We start from the raw sequence: 17,746 nt of genomic DNA, 5'->3' as shown, positions 1-17,746 counted from the left end.
ACCTGATGGCCACCGTGACCTTCTCCGACACCACCCGCTTCTACGCCGGGGTGGACCGCCCGGCGGTCGACGGCCTCGACCTCGAGGTCGCCGACGGCGAATTCCTGGTGCTGGTCGGCCCTTCCGGCTGCGGGAAGTCGACGACGCTGCGGATGCTCGCCGGGCTGGAAGGCGTCGACGACGGCTCCATCCACATCGGCGACCGCGACGTCACCGAACTGCCGCCGAAGGACCGGGACATCGCGATGGTGTTCCAGAACTACGCGCTCTACCCGCATATGACGGTGGGGGAGAACATCGGCTTCCACCTCAAGCTGGCCAAACTGGGCAAGGCCGAACGCGAACGCAAGGTGCGCGAGGCCGCGGCCGTGCTCGACCTGACCGAGTACCTCGACCGCAAACCCGCGAAGCTGTCCGGCGGGCAGCGGCAGCGGGTCGCGATGGGCCGGGCGATCGTCCGCGAGCCGAGCGTGTTCCTGATGGACGAACCACTGTCCAATCTGGACGCCAAACTCCGGGTGCAGACCCGCACCCAGATCGCGTCGCTGCAGCGGCGGCTGGGCATCACGACGCTCTACGTCACGCACGACCAGGTCGAGGCGATGACCATGGGGGACCGGGTCGCCGTGCTGAAGGACGGGATCCTGCAGCAGTGCGACACCCCGGTCGGGCTGTTCGCGCGGCCGGTCAACGTGTTCGTCGCCGGGTTCATCGGCTCGCCCGCGATGAACCTGCTGGAGACCACTGTGGACACCGACGGTGCCGTCGTCGGCGGTACGCGGCTGCCGCTGACCCCGGCGCAGCGGTCGGCGCTGACCGGTCCCGGCATCGTCGTCGGTGTCCGGCCCGAGGGCTGGACGATCGGGGACGGCGGCTACGAGGCCGTCGTCGAGGTCGTCGAGGAACTGGGCAGCGACCAGTACCTGTACTGCCGGGACGGCGACCGCGTGCTCACCGTCCGCACCCCGGGGATGGCACCGTGGCAGCGCGGTGAGCCGATCTCCCTGACGCCGCAACCGGGCGCGGTGCACCTGTTCGACGCCGCGACCGGCGACAGGCTTCCGGACGCATGACCCGCCTGTACCGCACCGGGCTGGTGCTTCCGGCCGCCGAGCTGGGCCCGGAGAACCCGTTGCCGCCGCTGCGGAAACCCGAGGCGGTGGCCAAGGTGTCCAATGTGGACGAGCTGCCGCCGGAGCTGGCGGAGGGCATCGGATACGGCAGGCTGGACACCCCGTTGCCGTGCCTGCTGCAGGACGGCTACACCCGGGATCGTGAGGAACGCGAGCTTCCGGCGCTGGTGCTGGAGAACGACCGGCTCCGCGCCACCGTGCTGCCTTCACTGGGCGGGCGGCTGTACTCGCTGGTCCACAAGCCGTCCGGACGCGAACTGCTCTACCGCAACCCGGTGTTCCAGCCCGCGAACCTGGCCCTGCGGGACGCGTGGTTCGCCGGTGGCGTCGAGTGGAACCTCGGGAGCACCGGGCACACCACGCTGACCTGCGAGCCGATGTTCGCCGCGGAGATCGAGGGCCCGGACGGCACGCCGGTGCTGCGGCTGTGGGAATGGGAACGCACCCGCGACCTGCCGTATCAGATCGACTTCTGGCTGCCCGAAGGTTCGGACCACCTGCTCGTGGCGGTGCGGGTGCGGAATCCGCATCCCTACGACGTCCCGGTGTACTGGTGGTCGAACATCGCGGTCCCGCGGAACGACGGCACACGGGTGCTGGCACCCGCGACGCAGGCGTGGCACTACGGCTATTCGGGGCGGTTGGATCTGGTCGACGTGACCGGAGACCTGACCTACCCGGCCCGCGCGGAAGCCGCGGCGGACTACTTCTTCGAGGTGACCGGAAAGCCGTGGATCGCGGCCGTCGAGAGCGACGGGACGGGGCTGGCGCAGCTGTCCACCGGACGGCTGCGCGGGCGGAAGTTGTTCCTGTGGGGCGAGTCGGCGGGCGGACGCCGCTGGCAGGAGTGGCTGGCCCCCGGCGCGGGCGGCTATCTGGAGATCCAGGCGGGGCTGGCCCGTACGCAGCTGGAGCATCTGCGGTTGCCGCCGGGGGAGGGCTGGGACTGGCTGGAGGCCTACGGTCCCGTCACCGCGGATCCCGCGCTGGTGCACGGAGACGACTGGGCGACGGCTCGCGAGGCCGTCGCCGCCGGTCTGCCGTCGGCGGAAACCCTGGACGAATACCACGACGCCTGGCGGAAGATCGCCGACGCCACCCCGGAATCCTTCATGGCCACCGGTTCCGGCTGGGGTGCGCTGGAGAACCGGCGGGCGCCGATGTGCCTGCCCGGTACGCCGTTCCCGGACGAATCCCTCGGGCCCGACCAGGAGCCGTGGCTCGCGTTGCTCGACGGCACGCCGCCGGACGGGGATCCGCTCGCCGTGCCCCCGGCCACGCTGGTGAACCGGTATTGGGCGGATCTCATGGAGTACGCCCCCAAGAACTGGCTGACCTGGTACCACCGCGGTGTCGCGCATTGGGCGGCCGGACGGCACTCGGACGCCGTCCGTGCCTGGCGCGAATCGGTGTCGGCGGCCGAGAACCCTTGGGCACTGCGGAATCTCGGGGTCGCCACGGCCGGACCCGAGGCCGCTTGGCTGTACCGGCGGGCTGTCGCCCTCGCGCCGTCACTGCGCCCGTTGGTCATCGAGGCGATCGCGGCGCAACTCGCCGCCGGACTGCCGGGAGAAGCGGCCGCGTTGCTGGACGGACTTCCCCGCGAAGGCCGGATCGCCTTGCTGGCCGCCCGTACCTGCCTGGCGCGAGGCGACCTCGCGGGCGCCAAGGCCATTTATGACGACGGCTTCGAGGTCGCGAACCTCAGGGAAGGGGAAACCTCTCTTTCGGACACCTGGGTGGCGGTTTCCGAGGACCCGTTGCCGGAACAGCACGACTTCCGGATGAAGTGACCGGCCGGCCCACCGGACCGGCGTGCCGCTCGCGGCGGACAACCGCGATGCAGCATACTGCTCGAAACAGTGGCCGACAGCGCAACGCCATGCGCGATAGGCCGCAGGGAGCTAGGAGTGGCGCGGATGGCCCGGCACGAACGGCTGAGCACCCTGCTGGACCTGTTGGGGCAGCGGGAAAAGATCGACGTCGAGGACGTGGCCGAGGAGTTGAACGTCTCCGCGGCCACGATCCGGCGCGACCTCGACCACCTCGCGGAACAGCAGCTGCTCACCCGCACCCGGGGTGGCGCGGTCGCCAACGATCTCGCCTACGACCTGCCGTTGCGGTACAAGACCGCGCGGCATGTGCCGGAGAAACAGCGGATCAGTGTCGCCGCCGCGGCGATGGTGGCACAGGGCATGGTGGTCGGTCTCAACGGCGGGACGACCACGGCCGGGGTCGCGCGGTCGCTGGCCACGCGCTCGGATCTCGCGAGCCTGCGTGATTCGCCGGGACTGACGGTGGTCACCAACGCGCTGAACATCGCGCACGAACTGGCCGTGCGGCCGCATGTGAAGATCGTGGTGACCGGTGGGGTCGCGCGCCCGCAGTCGTTCGAACTCAGCGGTCCGCTGGCCACGCGCGTGCTCAGTGAGCTGACGATCGACCTCCTGTTCCTCGGGGTCGACGCGTTCGACGCCGAGGCGGGCGCCTTCGCCCACCACGAGGGGGAGGCGAGTATCAACCGGCTGATGGTCGAACGGGCGGAACGCGTCGTCGCGGTCGCCGACGGTTCGAAGCTCGGCCGCCGTGCGTTCGCGCGGATCTGCGCGACGTCGCAGGTGCACGCCCTGGTCACGGATTCCCAGGCGGACCCGAAGGCGCTGCGTGCGTTCGAGGCCGCCGGGGTCGAGGTCCAAGCCGTCTGACCGAATCCTCAAGCGCGCGAAGGCCCCCTTCCCTCGGCTCAGCCGAGGGAAGGGGGCCTTCACGCGCTTCGCCGAGAGGCATCCTTTCGTGCCTTGAGGGTCAGGGGGCCCGGCAAAGTCGCATAGCTGCTGGTCCGTGCTGCCCGGCACGGCGACCGGCGTGAGGGGTGTGTGGATATAGGGACGTTCAACGTCCCTATATCCACACACCCCTCACTAGCGGTAACACTTGTGCGCCGCCAACCACAGCGAGTGCCTTCACGGACTCCCCGCTGCGGGGAGTGGTGGGTCTGGTGGTCAGTGCTGCTCGAGGTGCGCCGGGTTCTGGGGGCATGTCCCTGACCCTCTGTTGAGCAAGCCAGGGCAACCGAGTGTGACCCCCGCGTCCATGAAGGAATTGGGACACTCAACGTCCCGATTCCTTCATAGACGGCTGCACCATGACAAAGAGGGCCTTCACGGCTTTCGAGCACTCCTTGTGCCATAAGGATCTTCGGCCGACCCGACGAAAGTCGGCAGCACCTCTTCGGCGGGTGACTTCGCGCGAACCGTGCGCTATACAGAGACCATATTGCGTGTTCATGCGCGAAAGGTGTCTCGAATGAGCAGAGTTGCGCAATCCCTGAGTTGTTTGGCCGCAGTGGCCCTTCTCGGGCTTTCCCCGGTCGCCGCCCACGCCGATCCGGCCGCGGCGCCGTCCGGCAAGCTGGGCGATCTCACCGGCATCTCCGGTGACGGCCCCACGGTCACCCTGAAATCGGGAAGCGCCGCGGTGCGCGTCAGCTTCCCGGCCGAAGGCGCCGTCCGCGTCTGGCTGGCGCCGGACGGCACGTTCACCGATCCGGCCGGGAGCAAGATCGTGCTGCCGCGCACGGGCGACCCGGTCACGCCGAAGAAGACCGACAAGGGGGACTACTGGGCGGTTTCCACGGCCAAGGCGACGCTGCGGGCGTACAAGCACCCGATGCGGCTCGCGCTGTACGACGGCGCGGACCGCAAGCGGCTCTGGGAGGAGTCGGCGCCGCTGTCCTGGACCGACAAGCAGACCACACAGACCCTGGCGCGGACGGCGACCGAGCAGTTCGTCGGCGGCGGTGAGCAGAACGGCCGGTTCAGCCATCGTGACCAGAAGATCCGCATCTTCGCCGACTACAACTGGAACGACGGCGGGGCACCGAATTCGCAGCCGTTCTACGCCTCCACGGCGGGATACGGCGTACTCCGCAACACTTTCTCGCAAGGTACGTACGCCTTCACCGAGCCGGTGCGCACCACGCACGACGAGCGTCGTTTCGACGCGACGTACGTCGTCGGCGCGGGGCTCAAGGACGTCATCACCGGCTACACCGATCTGGTCGGGAAGCCTTTCCTGCCACCGCTTTACGGGCTTGAGCACGGTGACGCCGACTGCTATCTGCACAACGCCAACCGCGGTGAGCGGCATACGCTGGACGCGGTGAAGATCGCCGAGGGGTACACCCAGCACGGGATGCCGAACGGCTGGATGCTGGTCAACGACGGTTACGGCTGCGGGTACGAAAACCTCCAGCAGACGGGCGAGGGCCTGCGCAAGAACAACATGCAACTCGGCCTGTGGACCGAGAACGGGGTGCCGAACCAGGTCGAGGAGGTCAAGGCCGGGGTCCGGGTCCGCAAGCTCGACGTCGCGTGGGTCGGCCCGGGCTACCAGTTCGCACTGGACGCCTGCGACACCGCGCACAAGGGCATCGAGGACAACAGCGACGCGCGAGGTTTCGTCTGGACGCCGGTCAGCTGGGCGGGCGCGCAGCGGTGCGGTGTGCTGTGGAGCGGCGACCAGGCCGGCTCCTACGACTACATCAAGTGGCAGATCCCGACCTACGCGGGCGCCACGACCTCGGGGATCGCGTACAACACCGGTGACATCGACGGCATCTTCGGCGGCAGCCCGCAGACCTACGTCCGCGACCTGCAGTGGAAGGCCTTCCTGCCGGTGTCGATGACGATGGACGGCTGGGCGGCGTCGGACAAGCAGCCGTGGCGGTACGGCGAGCCGTACACCTCGATCAACCGCAAGTACCTGCTGCTCAAGGAACGGCTGCTGCCCTACACCTACAGCCATTCGGTGGAGGCGCACCAGACCGGTGTCGGCCAGGTCCGGCCGCTGGCGCTCGAATATCCCGACGATCCGAACGTCTGGGGCGAGAAGGCGAAGTACGAGTTCCTGTCCGGCAAGGACTTCCTCGTCGCGCCGGTCTACGAGAACTCCACCGTCCGCAACGGCATCTATCTGCCGAAGGGGACTTGGGTCGACTACTGGAGCGGCAAGACCTACACCGGACCGACCACTGTGGACGGTTACGACGCGCCGCTCGACACGCTGCCGTTGTTCGTCCGCGCCGGGGCCGTGGTCCCGATGTGGGCCGAGGGCACGAAGTCGTGGCAGACCCGGGACAAGGGCGTCCTCGACCTCGACGTCTACCCGCAGGGCAAGGGCTCGTTCACGCTCACCGAAGACGACGGCGTGACCAGGGCGTACAAGAACGGTGACCAGGCGAAGCAGACGTTCACCGTGGACGCGCCGACGTCCGGCCCCGGCACGGTGACCGTCGGGATCGGTGCCGGTTCCGGTTCCTACGCCGGGAAGCCCGCGTCGCGGAACTACCAGCTGACCGTCCACACGGGAAGCAAGCCCGGCAGTGTGCTGGCCGGGATGACGGCCCTCCGGCAGTACGGCAGCAAGGCCGAACTGGACGCGGCGCCGTCGGGCTGGTGGTTCGATCCGGCCACGGGTGGGGTCGTGCGGGTCAAGACCGGCAAGATCGGCGCCGGTGACCGGCAGGACATCCGGCTGTTCGGGACCAGCGCGGTCGGCGGGTTCTTCCCCGAGGACCACAACGGAGCGGTGACGCTGTCCGTGCCCTCCGTCGCCGGCCCCGGCCAGACCGCGACCGGCACGCTGAGCTTCACCAACGGCACGCCACTGCCGGTCCGCGACGTCGCGTTCTCGCTGCCCGCCAACGGTTTCCGGGCCGAGGTACCCGCCGGTCCGCGACTGGTGATGCCCGGGCAGACCGTCCGGGTCCCGGTGAAGGTCACGCCGGACGCGGGGATCAAGCCGGACGACTACCAGCTCACCGCGACCGCGTCCTATCAGGCGCGGCTCGGGGAGAACCGGGTCGCCGACTCGGTGACGGTCACCGTGCCGCACGGTTCACTGGCCGCGGCCTACGGCAACGTCGGGGTCACCGACGCGGCCCACGTGGCGGTAGGGGACATCGACGGCGGCGGCAGCAGTTTCCGGGCGGAAGGCCTCGCCGAGGCAGGACTCAAGCCGGGTGCGGGCTTCTCCGCGCTCGGTGCTCAGCTGACCTGGCCGCAGACCGGCACCGGGCAGAAGGACAACGTCCTCGCGTCCGGCCAGACGATCGCGGTCCGGGGCACCGGGGCGAAACTCGTGCTGACCGGAACCGGTACGGGCACGGCGAAGGGCACTGTCGTCGTCCGCTATGCCGATGGCAGTACGAGCCAGGCCGAACTCGGCTTCCCCAACTGGTGCTGCGCCGACCCCGCCCAGTACGGAGCGACCACGGTGGCGACCGTGATGGGCAAGAACACCCGCGCCGGCGCCGCGTACCCGACCGTGCCGTACCGGGTCTTCGCGAACTCCGTCCCGCTGACCACGGGCAAGGAGGTCGTCGCGGTGACCCTTCCGTCCAACACCGCGATGCACGTCTTCGCCGCGGGCATCGGCTAAGTCTCGTGAGTGGTAATGACGGTTAGAACCGTCATTACCACTCACGAGTCAGGCGGCGACGGGAGTCCACAAGGCGTCGATGGCGCGTTCGGCCTCGGCCTGGCTGGCGTCGGCCAGCGGGATCAGGTCCGCCATCGCCGGGTTGACCTTCGCCATGGTCAGCTCGGCGATGACGACCCGCGGTTCGAGGCCGGTCAAGGCCACGCCGTGCGGGATCCACGATTCCGCGTGATCCCAGCCCGCGCGAGGGGTGCCTTCGCCATAACCGCCACCGCGTGAGGCCAGGACGATGAAGTCACGGCCGCCGAGCAGGCCCTGTTTGGTCTGCGGATCGAAGGACAGCCCCGGCACGATGAGGTGGTCCACCCAGGCTTTGACCGTGCTCGGCGGGCCGAAGTTGTACAGCGGCAGGCCCAGCAGGATGGTGTCGGCCGACTTCACCTCGCCGACCAGTTCCGTGAAGAGCCGCCACCTCTCGGCCTGTTCCGGCGTGTGCTGATCCGGCGGGGTCAACCTGGCCACGTTGCCCACCGCGTCGAAATGAGGCAGCGGGTCGGCGCCCAGGTCGCGGTAGGTGACGGTGCCTTCCGGATGCGCGGCGCGCCAGGCCGCGGCGGCCCGTGCGGTGAGACGGCGGCTGGTCGAGTTCTCGCCCGTGATGCTCGAGTCGATGTGCAGGAGATGCGTCATGCCTATTATCTTGCATGGATCATTTGTGTAACGCAAACCATTGATGCTGCGGGGTCCATTGGGCGGAACGTACACTCGACGGGTGCCCGAGCTCCCGGTCGTCAACCAGCCCCCGCATCGCTGCGGCGCGCTGCTCGACCACGTCACCCGCCGGATCCGGCTGCGCAGCGAATCCGTCCTGGCGCCGCTCGGCCTGCGCCCACGGCATCTCGTCGCGCTGACCGTGTTGCGCGACTTCCACGGCTGCTCGCAGCAACAACTGGCGAAGACGCTGGAGATGGACGGCACGAACATCGTCGGTCTGCTCAACGACCTCGAAGCGGCGAACCTCGTCGAGCGCCGCCGCTCGCCCGAGGACCGGCGGCGGCACATCGTCGAACTCACCGACGTCGGCGCGAAGCAACTCGTGAAGGCGGAATTCGCGCTCGCCGGCGTCGAGGACGAGGTGCTCGGCGCACTGGACCACGATCAGCGCGAGACGCTGTACGCCCTGCTGCACCAGGCGACCAGCCGGACCGAGCGCGGTGCGTGTCTCGAAGCCTCCCACGCCGACGACTGCTGAGATCTGCCGCACAAGTGGCCGCCGACCAGTCAGAATGTCAGGGTGAGTGACACGGGCGCCGGGTGGCGCAGCACCACGCACTACTGGGCCACTTCCGTCGATGCCGACCATTTGGCGCGGATCCGCCGGAAACCGGGGGAGTTCGCTCCCGGCGGGGTCGCACACCTCGTCCTCGAAGTACTCGCTTATGCGGCGGAAGAAGCCGAAAGCAACGGGGGCGAGCGCGCCACCGTCACGCTCCATCCCGACGGGTCGATCTCCGTGGCGGACAACGGCCGGGGCACCGCCACCCGGGACGACGGGCACGGCGGCTTCGTGAAGAAGCCGGTCATGTCGACGAAGGATCTGCGCTTCTTCGACTTCCCCGACGCGCAATGGCTCCCGGACGGCCATCCGCGGCGCGGGATATCGGTTGTGGCCGCGCTGAGCGACTGGCTCGTGCACACCAACCGGCGGAGCAACGGCTCCTGGACCCAGCGTTACGAACGCGGCGTCCCGGTCACCGATCTGACCCCGATCGCGGACGACGGCACGACCGGGACGACCGTGCGGTTCCTGCCCGGCGCGGAAGTCGGCCCGGCGCGGCTGCCGGACGTCGACGGCTGGCTGCACCTGAGCGTGGAGGTCGTCCGATGAGAAAGTGCGTGACGGTGGCCGCGGCGGCGCTCCTCCTGCTGTCCGGCTGCTCCGGTGGCGAACCCCAGGCGGCGCCGTCGAAAGCCGTCTACGACCTGCCCGCCCGCGAGGTCCGGCCGGACGAGACCGCGCTGCACCTGCCGCCGGCGCTCAACGGGGAGACCGAGTTCTCCCTCATCGGGCTGGCCGCCGGACTGCCCAGCCTCACCGGCAGCCACGCCGAGTTCGAGGCGAAGGGACAGTTCGTCCGGCTCCGGCTGGTGGTGACGGGAAAGGGCCTCTCCGGGATCCTCTTCGACACGCGGCGCCAGCAGCTCGTCACCGATTCCGGCGCGGTGATCGGGGTCGACAACCAGGCCATGACGATCAAGCGCCAGCCGGACAAGTTCGAGCTGGGGCGCGGGGTACGGGTCGAGTTCGATCTCTACTTCGACCTTCCCAAGGAGGCGAAACCCGTGCTGCTGCGGGCTTTCGGCGGTCCGACGCTGACCGACATGAAGAACCTCACCGGCACCGACATCAAGCTGGCATGAAAAGGGCCCCGCCGCGAAAGCGACGGGGCCCTTTTCGAAAGGCGTCAGACGCCCAGATCACCACCGAGGTAGGCGGCCCGCACCTGCGGGTCGTCCAGCAGCTCGGCACCGCGGGCGCTCTTGACCACCTGACCGGTCTCCAGCACGTACGCGCGGTCGGAGAGCTTCAGCGCCTGCTGCGCGTTCTGCTCCACCAGCAGGACCGTGGTCCCGCGCTTGTTGATCTCGCGGATGATGTCGAAGATCTGCGCGATCAGCATCGGCGCCAGGCCCATGGACGGCTCGTCGAGCAGCAGCACCTTGGGCTTGGTCATCAGCGCGCGGCCGATGGCGATCATCTGCTGCTCGCCACCGGACATCGTGCCGCCGAACTGGGTCTTGCGCTCGTTCAGCCGCGGGAACAGCTCGTAGACCTCGTCGAGGTCGGCCTTCAGGTCGTCCTTGCGGGTGTAGGCACCCATCAGGAGGTTCTCCTGCACCGTCATACCGGGGAAAACGCCCCGGCCTTCCGGTGACTGGCCGATCCCGAGTTCGACCCGTTTGTGGCCGGGTGTCTTCGAGATGTCCTTGCCGTCGAAGAGGATCCGGCCGCTGGTCAGCGGACGCAGGCCCGAGATCGTCTTCAGCGTCGTGGTCTTGCCGGCGCCGTTGGCCCCGATGAGCGAAACGATCTCGCCCTCACCGACCTCGATGCTCATTCCCTTGAGCGCGGCGATCTTCCCGTAGTGGACGTTGATGTCCTGAACCTCAAGAAGCATCTTCCGCCACCCCCAGGTAAGCCTCGATCACCTTTTGGTTGTTCTGCACCTCGTGGGGGAGCCCTTCTGCGATCTTCTGGCCGAAGTCGAGCACGGCGAGCCGGTCGCTGATGTGCATGACCAGGCTCATGTCGTGCTCGATGAGCAGCACGGTCCGGCCGTCGTCACGGATCTTGCGGATCAGCTGCTGCAGCGAGTTCTTCTCCGCCGGGTTCATGCCGGCGGCGGGCTCGTCGAGCAGCAGCAGCTTCGGGTCGGTCGCGAGCGCACGCGCGATCTCCAGGCGGCGCTGGTCGCCGTAGGAGAGGTTCTTCGCGGTGTTGTGCTCGACCCGGCCGATGCCGACGAAGTCCAGCAGTTCCCTCGCCAGTTCGCGGCCCCGCTTCTCCTCCTTGCGGTGCACGGGCAGGCCGAGCGTCGCCGAGATCGCGCCGGTCTTGTGGTGCGAGTCGGCACCGACCATCACGTTCTCGAGCGCCGACATGTTGTGGAACAGCCGGATGTTCTGGAACGTCCGGGCGATCCCGGCCTGGTTGATCTTGAACCGCTTCATCCCGTCGACCCGGGTGTCGCCGAAGCGCACCTGGCCTTCGGTCGGCCGGTAGACGCCGGTGACCACGTTGAAGACCGTGGTCTTGCCCGCGCCGTTCGGGCCGATCAGCGCGAAGATCTCACCCTGGTTGATGGTGAGGTTGACTTCCTTCAACGCCGTGACACCGCCGAAGCGCATCGTCACGTTGTCGAATTCGAGCAGCGCGCTCATTTCGTCACCTCCGCCGAAGCCTCGGAATCCGGACCCGCGACTTCGGCGCCCATGGCACCCATCCCGCCCGTTCCTTCGTGTAGTTCCGCCTTGCGCTGCCGCGACGGCAGCAAGCCCTCAGGCCGGAGCGCCATCATCAGCACGAGCACGGCACCGAAGAACAGGATCCGGTACTCCTGCACGACGCGGAAACGCTCCGGGAGCCAGGCGACGAGGAACGCGCCGAGGATGACACCGGGCAGGTTGCCCGCCCCGCCGAGCACCACGGCCGCGAGGATGGTCGCGGACAGGATGAACGGGAAGTTGTTCGGCTCGATGAAGACGGCCTTGCTGGCGTAGACCACGCCCGCCATCCCGCCGAGCATGGCGCCGATGGCGAACGCCAGCAGCTTGAACTTGAACGTCGGGACACCCATCAGCTCGGCGGCGTCCTCGTCCTCGCGGATGGCCGCCCACGCCCGGCCGACCCGGCTCTTGTGCAGCCGCACCGAGAACACGATCGCGATCACGATCGCGGCCAGGATCAGGTAGTAGTACGGCGCCGGGTCGAGCAGGAACTCGACACCGAACATCGGCTCCGGGTGCGGGACGTTGGTGATACCGCGCGCGCCACCGATGGCGTCGGTGTTGGTCGCGGTGATCCGGACGATCTCACCGAAGCCGAGCGTGACGATGGCCAGGTAGTCACCGCGTAGCCGGAGTGTCGGCGCGCCGAGGATGACGCCCGACATCGCCGCCAGGAAGATGCCGAGGACCAGACATCCCCAGAATCCCCAGCCGTACTTGGTGCCCATCACGGCCAGCGTGTACGCGCCGATCGCGAAGAACGCGACGAAGCCGAGGTCGAGCATGCCCGCGTGACCGACGACGATGTTGAGGCCGATCGCCAGCAGGATGTAGATCCCGACCGGGAAGATCAGGACGGTGGTCCAGTCCGCGTCCGGGGACATGAACGAGCCGATCGCGGGCGCCGGCAGGATCAGCGCCCCGATGATCAGGGCGAGGTAAACGCCATAACGCTGCCAATGCGGAGCCCGCGCCCACCAGTCCCGCATCCCGTCGATCGGGTGAAACCCGGCGCGCGTGGGCGTTCCGTTTTCTGTAGCCACTTCTTCGTTGCCCTTCATGCGCGTGCCCGCTGCAGCGATTCACCGAGAATGCCGGTGGGACGGAACATCAAGACCAGCACCAATACCACGAAGGCGGTGACGTCCTTCCAAGCCGAACCGAAGAAGATGGAACTCCAGTTCTCCACCAGGCCGAGCACGATGCCACCGAGCAAGGCGCCGCGCAGGTTGCCGATACCTCCCAGCACGGCCGCGGTGAACGCCTTGATACCGAGGAGGAAACCGATGCGGTAATCGGTGTTCTCGTACTCCATGACGTACAGCGCCGCGGCGACACCGGCCATCGCGCCACCGAGCAGGAAGGTGAGCCGGACGATCTTGTCGATGCTGACACCCATCAGCACGGCGGCCTCGGGATCCTGCGCCGTGGCACGGATACCGCGGCCGATGCGGGTGCGGCTGACCAGCTGGTCGAGCACGATCATCATGATCACGGCACCGACGACGACGAACACGTGGTCCGTGCGCACGACGCCGTTGCCGATGTGGAACAGCGGGTCGTGCGGGATGAACCGGGGCGCGTTCTGTTGCACGCGGCCGGACTTCCCGGTGATCCACTCGATGATGTGGAGACCGAACGCCTCCTGCAGGAACAGCGAGGCGCCGATGGCGGAGATCAGGGCGGCCAGGCGGGTCGCGCCCTTCTTGCGGAGCGGCCGGTACGCCACTTGCTCCAGCAGGACCGCCGCGCCGCCGGACACGGCCGCCGAGGCGATGATGATGACCAGCAATACGGCGATCATCCCGAATACGCCGAGCGTGATCGGCGCGGTGCCGCCCGCGATGGTGATCAGGATGAACAGGGACGTGACCGTCCCGATCATGAAGATCTCGGAATGTGCGAAGTTGATGAGCCGGAGCACGCCGTAGACCATTGTGTAGCCGAGGGCGATGAGGGCGTAGATGCTTCCGGCGACCAGTCCGCCGATGGTGCTACCGAGGAACTGGGCTTGCAGATCTTGAAGCATGACGTGGATGCCTTACGGGACGGGGCGAGCATTTCTTCGCCACATTTGCGGGAAGCGGGGGTGCTGTGCTCGCACAGCGCCCCCGCTCCCGTTAGGTGTTCCTACCTGCTCCGTCAGCCGTTGAGCTTGGCTTCGGTCGAGGCGCCGAGGTTCTTGATGACGCCACCGGTGACCTGGTAGACGTAGATCGCGTTCGTCTGCGGCTCGCCGTTCTCCTTGAACTTGACCTGCTTCGAGGCACCCTTGAAGTCAACGGTCTTCAGGAACTCGTTGATCTTCTCCGAGGTGGTGTTACCGGCCTTGACCGCGTTGATGATGGCGGTCGCGGCGTCGTAGCCCTCGGTCGCGTAGATCGCCGGGTCGACGTTGAACGCGGCCTTGTACTTGGTCACGAACTCGTCGCCGGATCCGGCGTCCTTGATGTTGCAGGGGCAGCCGATGACGGCCTTCTCGGCGGCAGCGGCGCCGGCGCCGCTGACCAGCTGAGCGTCGAGCGAGCCGTCGCCGGTGGCGAAGGTGGCGGTCACGCCGCCGTCACGCAGCTGCTTGAGCAGACGACCACCCTGGGCGTAGTAGCCACCGAAGGTGATGACGTCCGGGTTCGCGGCCTTGACCTTCTGCACGGTCGAGGAGTAGTCCGACGCGTCCTTGGCGAACTTGTCGCGCTCGGTCGGGACGTTCTTCTCCTTGAAGGTCTTCTCGAAGGCGTCCGCCAGGCCGACGCTGTATTCCTGGTCGTCCGAGATGACGTAGGCCTTCTTCGGCGACTTCGCCGTGATCAAGAAGTTGGCGATGGCCGGACCCTGGTCGTTGTCGTTCGCGACGACGCGGTGCCAGTACTTCCAGCCGTTCGAGGCGAGACCCGGGTTCGTCGCCGACGGCGAGACGCTCGGGATCTTGTTCTGCTCCAGCTGACCACCGATGGCCTTCGACTCGCCGGAGAAGGCCGGGCCGATCAGGGCGGTGATCTTGTCCTGGCCGACGGCCGTCGCGATCAGCGACGTCGCCTGCTCGGGCTTGCCCTGGCTGTCGTATTCCTTGAGTTCCAGCTTCGTCGCCGGGTTCGTCTTGTTGTACTCGTCGATAGCGAGCTTGGCGCCGTTGCGGGGCGGGATCACGATCCCGGAGTTCTCACCGGTGAGGTCACCCATGAACCCGATCTTCAGCGTGCTGCTGTCACCGCTGCCGGACGAGCTGCTGCCGCCTGCACAGCCCGCCAGCGCCAGCGACGCAGCCGCCGCGACGGCGAGAACCCGTCCAAAACGCACTCCTGACACCGACTACCTCCCATGACCAACCAGCCGCCGGTAGGCGTTGCCCCCGACACAGGGGCTAGGTTAGGGCAGGAAGATATCCCCCTACGCCATGATCTGCACAGGCGCCCATCACTCTGTGTCCACATCGTGACGGTCGAAACCGGAACGAATTGCACGAAAAGGCGAATGTTGCCGGTTGGCGAGTCTTCGCTGGTCACGCTGGGGATTCACCGTTACCACAGCGATCATGCTTGTGGGTAATGATCATGTTTCAGCCGCGTATCTTGCGCTTTTTCACCACCTTCGTGGGCGGCCGTTCGCCGTAGCAAGGCTGCCCCAAAGGGCGTCAACCGTGCCCTCCTTCTCCTTGTCTCGATGACAACCGATGACAACCGATGGTTGTCATCGGGGTCCGAACGGCTGTTGGAGCACCGCCCCGGTCTCGCGGTTGGCTGTTCCCAGAGCCGGGAAACACCGAAGAACTGGGAGAAACGACGATGAGCGTCGAACTGAGCGGAGCGATCGAAGGCGTGGCGGCGGGAGTCCCGTTCGTGGCCTTGCCCCCGTCGGAGCACGAGCGGACGGCGCCGATGGTGCTCACCTGGCATCTGCTGGGCGCGCCGTTCAGCGAGGCGGCCATGGCGGCGGCGCTGCCGATGCGGGACCTGCCGGCGTGGCGCGTGCACCTCGGGTTGCCACTGACCGGGAAACGCTTCCCCGAAGGCGGTTTCGAGGGCTTCTTCCGCCTCGCGAGCGAGGACAACGTGCTCAACGTCGTCGAACCGCTCACCAAACAGGTCGAGGCGGAGTTCCCGGCGGCGCTGGCGGAGCTGCGGTCACTTTTGTCCATTGAGGACGGTCCGATCGGCCTGGTCGGCGGCTCGCAGGGCGGTGCGGTCGCCCTGCAGATGCTGACCCACGCCGAGCTCCCGGTCGCGGCGGCGGCGCTGGTGAACCCGGTGACCCAGCTGGCGCCGGTGATCGCCGCGAACGAGCGGGTCTACGACGTCACCTACCACTGGTCGGACCGGTCGCGCGCGGTGGCGGACGAGTACGACTACGTGCGGCGGGCGGAGGAACTGACCGCGCCGGTCCTGCTCGTCATCGGCGAGAAGGACGACGTCTCGATCACCGAACCGGCCGAAGCCCTGCACAAGGCGCTGGGGGAGCGGCGATCCGAGCTGGTCACCATCCCGGGCATGGCGCACGAATTCGCCGAAGCGCCGGGAATCGAACCCGCGCCGCAGACCGCGCACGCCAAGCTCGTCGACGCCGAACTCACGCGCTGGTTCGCCCGGCACCTAGCTGTCTGAGGTCGTCGTCCGGCAGCCAAGACCGCCCGGGATCGTAGGCGCACCAACCCTCTTCGTGGCTGGTCCGGCCCACGAGCGCCAGCAGGCGCTTCACGGCCGGGCCCTCGCCGCGCCGCCACACCACTGACCACGGGAACAGCGGTGAGGGCTCGAAAGGCAGGATTCGCAGCTTGAGATCGGAGGCGAGGTCCATGTCGGCACCGGCGAGGGTGACCCGCAGTTTGCCGTAACGGGTCTGTTCCAGGGTGTGCCGGAGGTCGTAGGTGACACCCGAATCATCGATCGGGACGTCGAATTCCTTGCATAGGCGTTGCAAATAAGAAAGCCATTCGACCGGACCCGCCAATTGCGGAAGCCAGATACCTTCGTCCCGGAGGTCGGACAGCTTGAGCACCTCATTGTCCGCGAGCGGATGTTCCGGGGCGAGGAGGGCGACCAGCGGTTCGAGCCGGACGAGCCGGTGCTCGAGTTCGGCGGGCACTTCGCGGCCGAGGTCCGCGACGCGGCCGAACGCGAGGTCGATCTCGCCGCGGACCAGCGGATCGAGCGCGTTGGCCAGCCCGTGCCCGGCGATCCGCTCGACCGCGAGGGCGGGATCGCGCTGGGCGACGCGCCTGAGCATGTACATGGGGGCGAGGCGCGGGTCGATGATGTCGAGGCGCGGAGGGCGGTCTCGCAGGCCCATCGCGGCGACGGCGGCGTCCGCGGCGCGGATCAGCTCGCGCGCGTGCGGGAGGAAGCGGTCGCCGTCGGGGGTCAGCTCGACGGAGCGGTTGGTGCGCCGGAACAACTGGACCGACAGGGCGTCCTCGAGTTTCCGGACCCGCTTCGACAGCGCTTGCTGGGTGAGGAACAGGGATTCGGCCGCGCGACCGAAATGGCCGTGGTCGGCGGTCGCGACGAACGCGCGCACCTGTGCCGTGTCGAGGTCCACGCCTGCTCCCGTCCGGTGTCGTGAAGGGGCCCTCGTGAGTGGGAATGACGGTTAGAACCGTCATTACCACTCACGAGACTTGACCGACTTGTCCCCGGGCTCAGACGCCCGGCGGCCGCTCCCGTACGACGCAGGTCAGCCGCGCGGTGCACGAACGACGGCCCTGGTCGTCGGTCAGGACGATCTCCGCGGTGATGGTCCCGCGGCCGACGTGCACCGGGGTCGCCACGCCGGTCACCCGGCCGGAGCGGACCGCCCGGTGGTGGGTGCACGAGAGTTCGAGACCCATCGTCGCCTTGTCGGTGCCGGCGTTGAGCGCGGCGACCATGGAGCCGAGCGCCTCGGCGACGACGGCGTTCGCGCCGCCGTGGAGGAGGCCGTACGGCTGGAGGTTGCCCTCTACCGGGATGCTGCCCACCACTCGTTCGGGGCTGAATTCGCTGATTTCGAGCCCGAGCTTGTCGTTGAGCTGCTGGCCGGCGAAGGCCGGGTCGATCCCGGCGAAGGATTCGAGGGCTTGTTCGGTCACGCAAAGCTCCTTAACATTCATGTTCCCGCGACCATGATCGCGTCCCGCCGACAGGCCGCAACAGACACGACAGGCAGGACTGTCGGACCCTCACCCTAGACTC

The 17,746-nt window shown here is 67.9% G+C and carries 16 protein-coding genes; 8 read left to right on the top strand and 8 right to left on the bottom strand.

The genetic code is table 11. The features are described 5' to 3' along the window. Nucleotides 1-5 precede the first annotated feature (5 nt). From SD37_RS25520 to SD37_RS25505, 4 genes are all read left to right on the top strand, one after another. The gene (locus SD37_RS25520; RefSeq protein ID WP_044851136.1) at nt 6-1,073 is read left to right on the top strand and encodes an ABC transporter ATP-binding protein; all 1,068 of its coding nucleotides are present in this window, start codon (nt 6-8) and stop codon (nt 1,071-1,073) included. Next, nucleotides 1,070-2,926: a DUF5107 domain-containing protein gene (locus tag SD37_RS25515; RefSeq protein WP_044851135.1), complete on the top strand. Its 1,857-nt coding sequence runs from the start codon at nt 1,070-1,072 to the stop codon at nt 2,924-2,926. The genes SD37_RS25520 and SD37_RS25515 overlap by 4 nt, the downstream gene beginning before the upstream one ends. A gap of 126 nt (nt 2,927-3,052) precedes the next feature. After that, the gene (locus SD37_RS25510; protein WP_044851134.1) at nt 3,053-3,838 is read left to right on the top strand and encodes a DeoR/GlpR family DNA-binding transcription regulator; all 786 of its coding nucleotides are present in this window, start codon (nt 3,053-3,055) and stop codon (nt 3,836-3,838) included. Between the two features lie 601 nt (nt 3,839-4,439). Further along, nucleotides 4,440-7,574 carry a TIM-barrel domain-containing protein gene (locus SD37_RS25505; protein ID WP_236725112.1) on the top strand — a complete coding sequence of 1,045 codons (3,135 nt, stop codon included), beginning with the start codon at nt 4,440-4,442 and terminating at the stop codon, nt 7,572-7,574. 48 nt (nt 7,575-7,622) lie between these two features. Here the strand turns inward: SD37_RS25505 and SD37_RS25500 are convergent, their stop codons facing one another. After that, nucleotides 7,623-8,264, bottom strand: a complete 642-nt coding sequence (locus tag SD37_RS25500) for an FMN-dependent NADH-azoreductase (protein ID WP_044851132.1) — start codon at nt 8,262-8,264, stop codon at nt 7,623-7,625. 82 nt (nt 8,265-8,346) lie between these two features. On the opposite strand from SD37_RS25500, the gene SD37_RS25495 reads away from it, so the two are divergent. From SD37_RS25495 to SD37_RS25485, 3 genes are read left to right on the top strand one after another with little or no spacing between them, the layout of a single operon-like run. Further along, on the top strand, nt 8,347-8,826 hold the full coding sequence (locus tag SD37_RS25495) for a MarR family winged helix-turn-helix transcriptional regulator (protein ID WP_145926724.1): 480 nt from the start codon (nt 8,347-8,349) through the stop codon (nt 8,824-8,826). 42 nt (nt 8,827-8,868) lie between these two features. After that, nucleotides 8,869-9,462, top strand: a complete 594-nt coding sequence (locus tag SD37_RS25490; RefSeq protein WP_044851130.1) for an ATP-binding protein — start codon at nt 8,869-8,871, stop codon at nt 9,460-9,462. Further along, the gene (locus SD37_RS25485; protein WP_052674907.1) at nt 9,459-9,995 is read left to right on the top strand and encodes a hypothetical protein; all 537 of its coding nucleotides are present in this window, start codon (nt 9,459-9,461) and stop codon (nt 9,993-9,995) included. The genes SD37_RS25490 and SD37_RS25485 overlap by 4 nt, the downstream gene beginning before the upstream one ends. Nucleotides 9,996-10,039: 44 nt before the next feature. On the opposite strand, the gene SD37_RS25480 is transcribed toward SD37_RS25485, so the two are convergent. The 5 genes from SD37_RS25480 to SD37_RS25460 form a co-directional block, all read right to left on the bottom strand. Next, on the bottom strand, nt 10,040-10,753 hold the full coding sequence (locus SD37_RS25480; RefSeq protein WP_044851129.1) for an ABC transporter ATP-binding protein: 714 nt from the start codon (nt 10,751-10,753) through the stop codon (nt 10,040-10,042). Beyond that, complete coding sequence (locus SD37_RS25475; RefSeq protein WP_044851128.1) at nt 10,743-11,516, bottom strand: ABC transporter ATP-binding protein; 774 nt, start codon at nt 11,514-11,516, stop codon at nt 10,743-10,745. Before SD37_RS25475 ends, SD37_RS25480 begins: the two co-directional genes overlap by 11 nt. Next, on the bottom strand, nt 11,513-12,643 hold the full coding sequence (locus tag SD37_RS25470) for a branched-chain amino acid ABC transporter permease (RefSeq protein WP_044851127.1): 1,131 nt from the start codon (nt 12,641-12,643) through the stop codon (nt 11,513-11,515). The genes SD37_RS25475 and SD37_RS25470 overlap by 4 nt, the downstream gene beginning before the upstream one ends. Further along, nucleotides 12,640-13,611, bottom strand: coding sequence for a branched-chain amino acid ABC transporter permease (locus SD37_RS25465; protein WP_044851126.1), 972 nt, complete (start codon nt 13,609-13,611; stop codon nt 12,640-12,642). Before SD37_RS25465 ends, SD37_RS25470 begins: the two co-directional genes overlap by 4 nt. A gap of 113 nt (nt 13,612-13,724) precedes the next feature. Further along, the gene (locus SD37_RS25460) at nt 13,725-14,879 is read right to left on the bottom strand and encodes a branched-chain amino acid ABC transporter substrate-binding protein (RefSeq protein ID WP_044851125.1); all 1,155 of its coding nucleotides are present in this window, start codon (nt 14,877-14,879) and stop codon (nt 13,725-13,727) included. A 485-nt stretch (nt 14,880-15,364) separates the two neighbouring features. Between SD37_RS25460 and SD37_RS25455 the strand changes: the two genes are divergently transcribed. Further along, on the top strand, nt 15,365-16,180 hold the full coding sequence (locus tag SD37_RS25455; RefSeq protein WP_044851124.1) for an alpha/beta hydrolase family protein: 816 nt from the start codon (nt 15,365-15,367) through the stop codon (nt 16,178-16,180). On the opposite strand, the gene SD37_RS25450 is transcribed toward SD37_RS25455, so the two are convergent. Both SD37_RS25450 and SD37_RS25445 read right to left on the bottom strand, forming a co-directional pair. Beyond that, the gene (locus SD37_RS25450; protein WP_044851123.1) at nt 16,146-17,114 is read right to left on the bottom strand and encodes a LysR family transcriptional regulator; all 969 of its coding nucleotides are present in this window, start codon (nt 17,112-17,114) and stop codon (nt 16,146-16,148) included. The two genes, SD37_RS25455 and SD37_RS25450, sit on opposite strands and share 35 nt — an antisense overlap. Nucleotides 17,115-17,214: 100 nt before the next feature. Beyond that, nucleotides 17,215-17,643, bottom strand: coding sequence for a PaaI family thioesterase (locus tag SD37_RS25445; protein WP_037313324.1), 429 nt, complete (start codon nt 17,641-17,643; stop codon nt 17,215-17,217). Nucleotides 17,644-17,746: the final 103 nt, after the last annotated feature.

Source organism: Amycolatopsis orientalis (assembly GCF_000943515.2).
In the GTDB taxonomy this organism is placed as follows: Bacteria; Actinomycetota; Actinomycetes; order Mycobacteriales; family Pseudonocardiaceae; genus Amycolatopsis; species Amycolatopsis orientalis.
The sequence above is the reverse complement of the archived record's forward strand: the minus strand, read 5'-3'. Positions and strand labels throughout refer to the sequence as shown.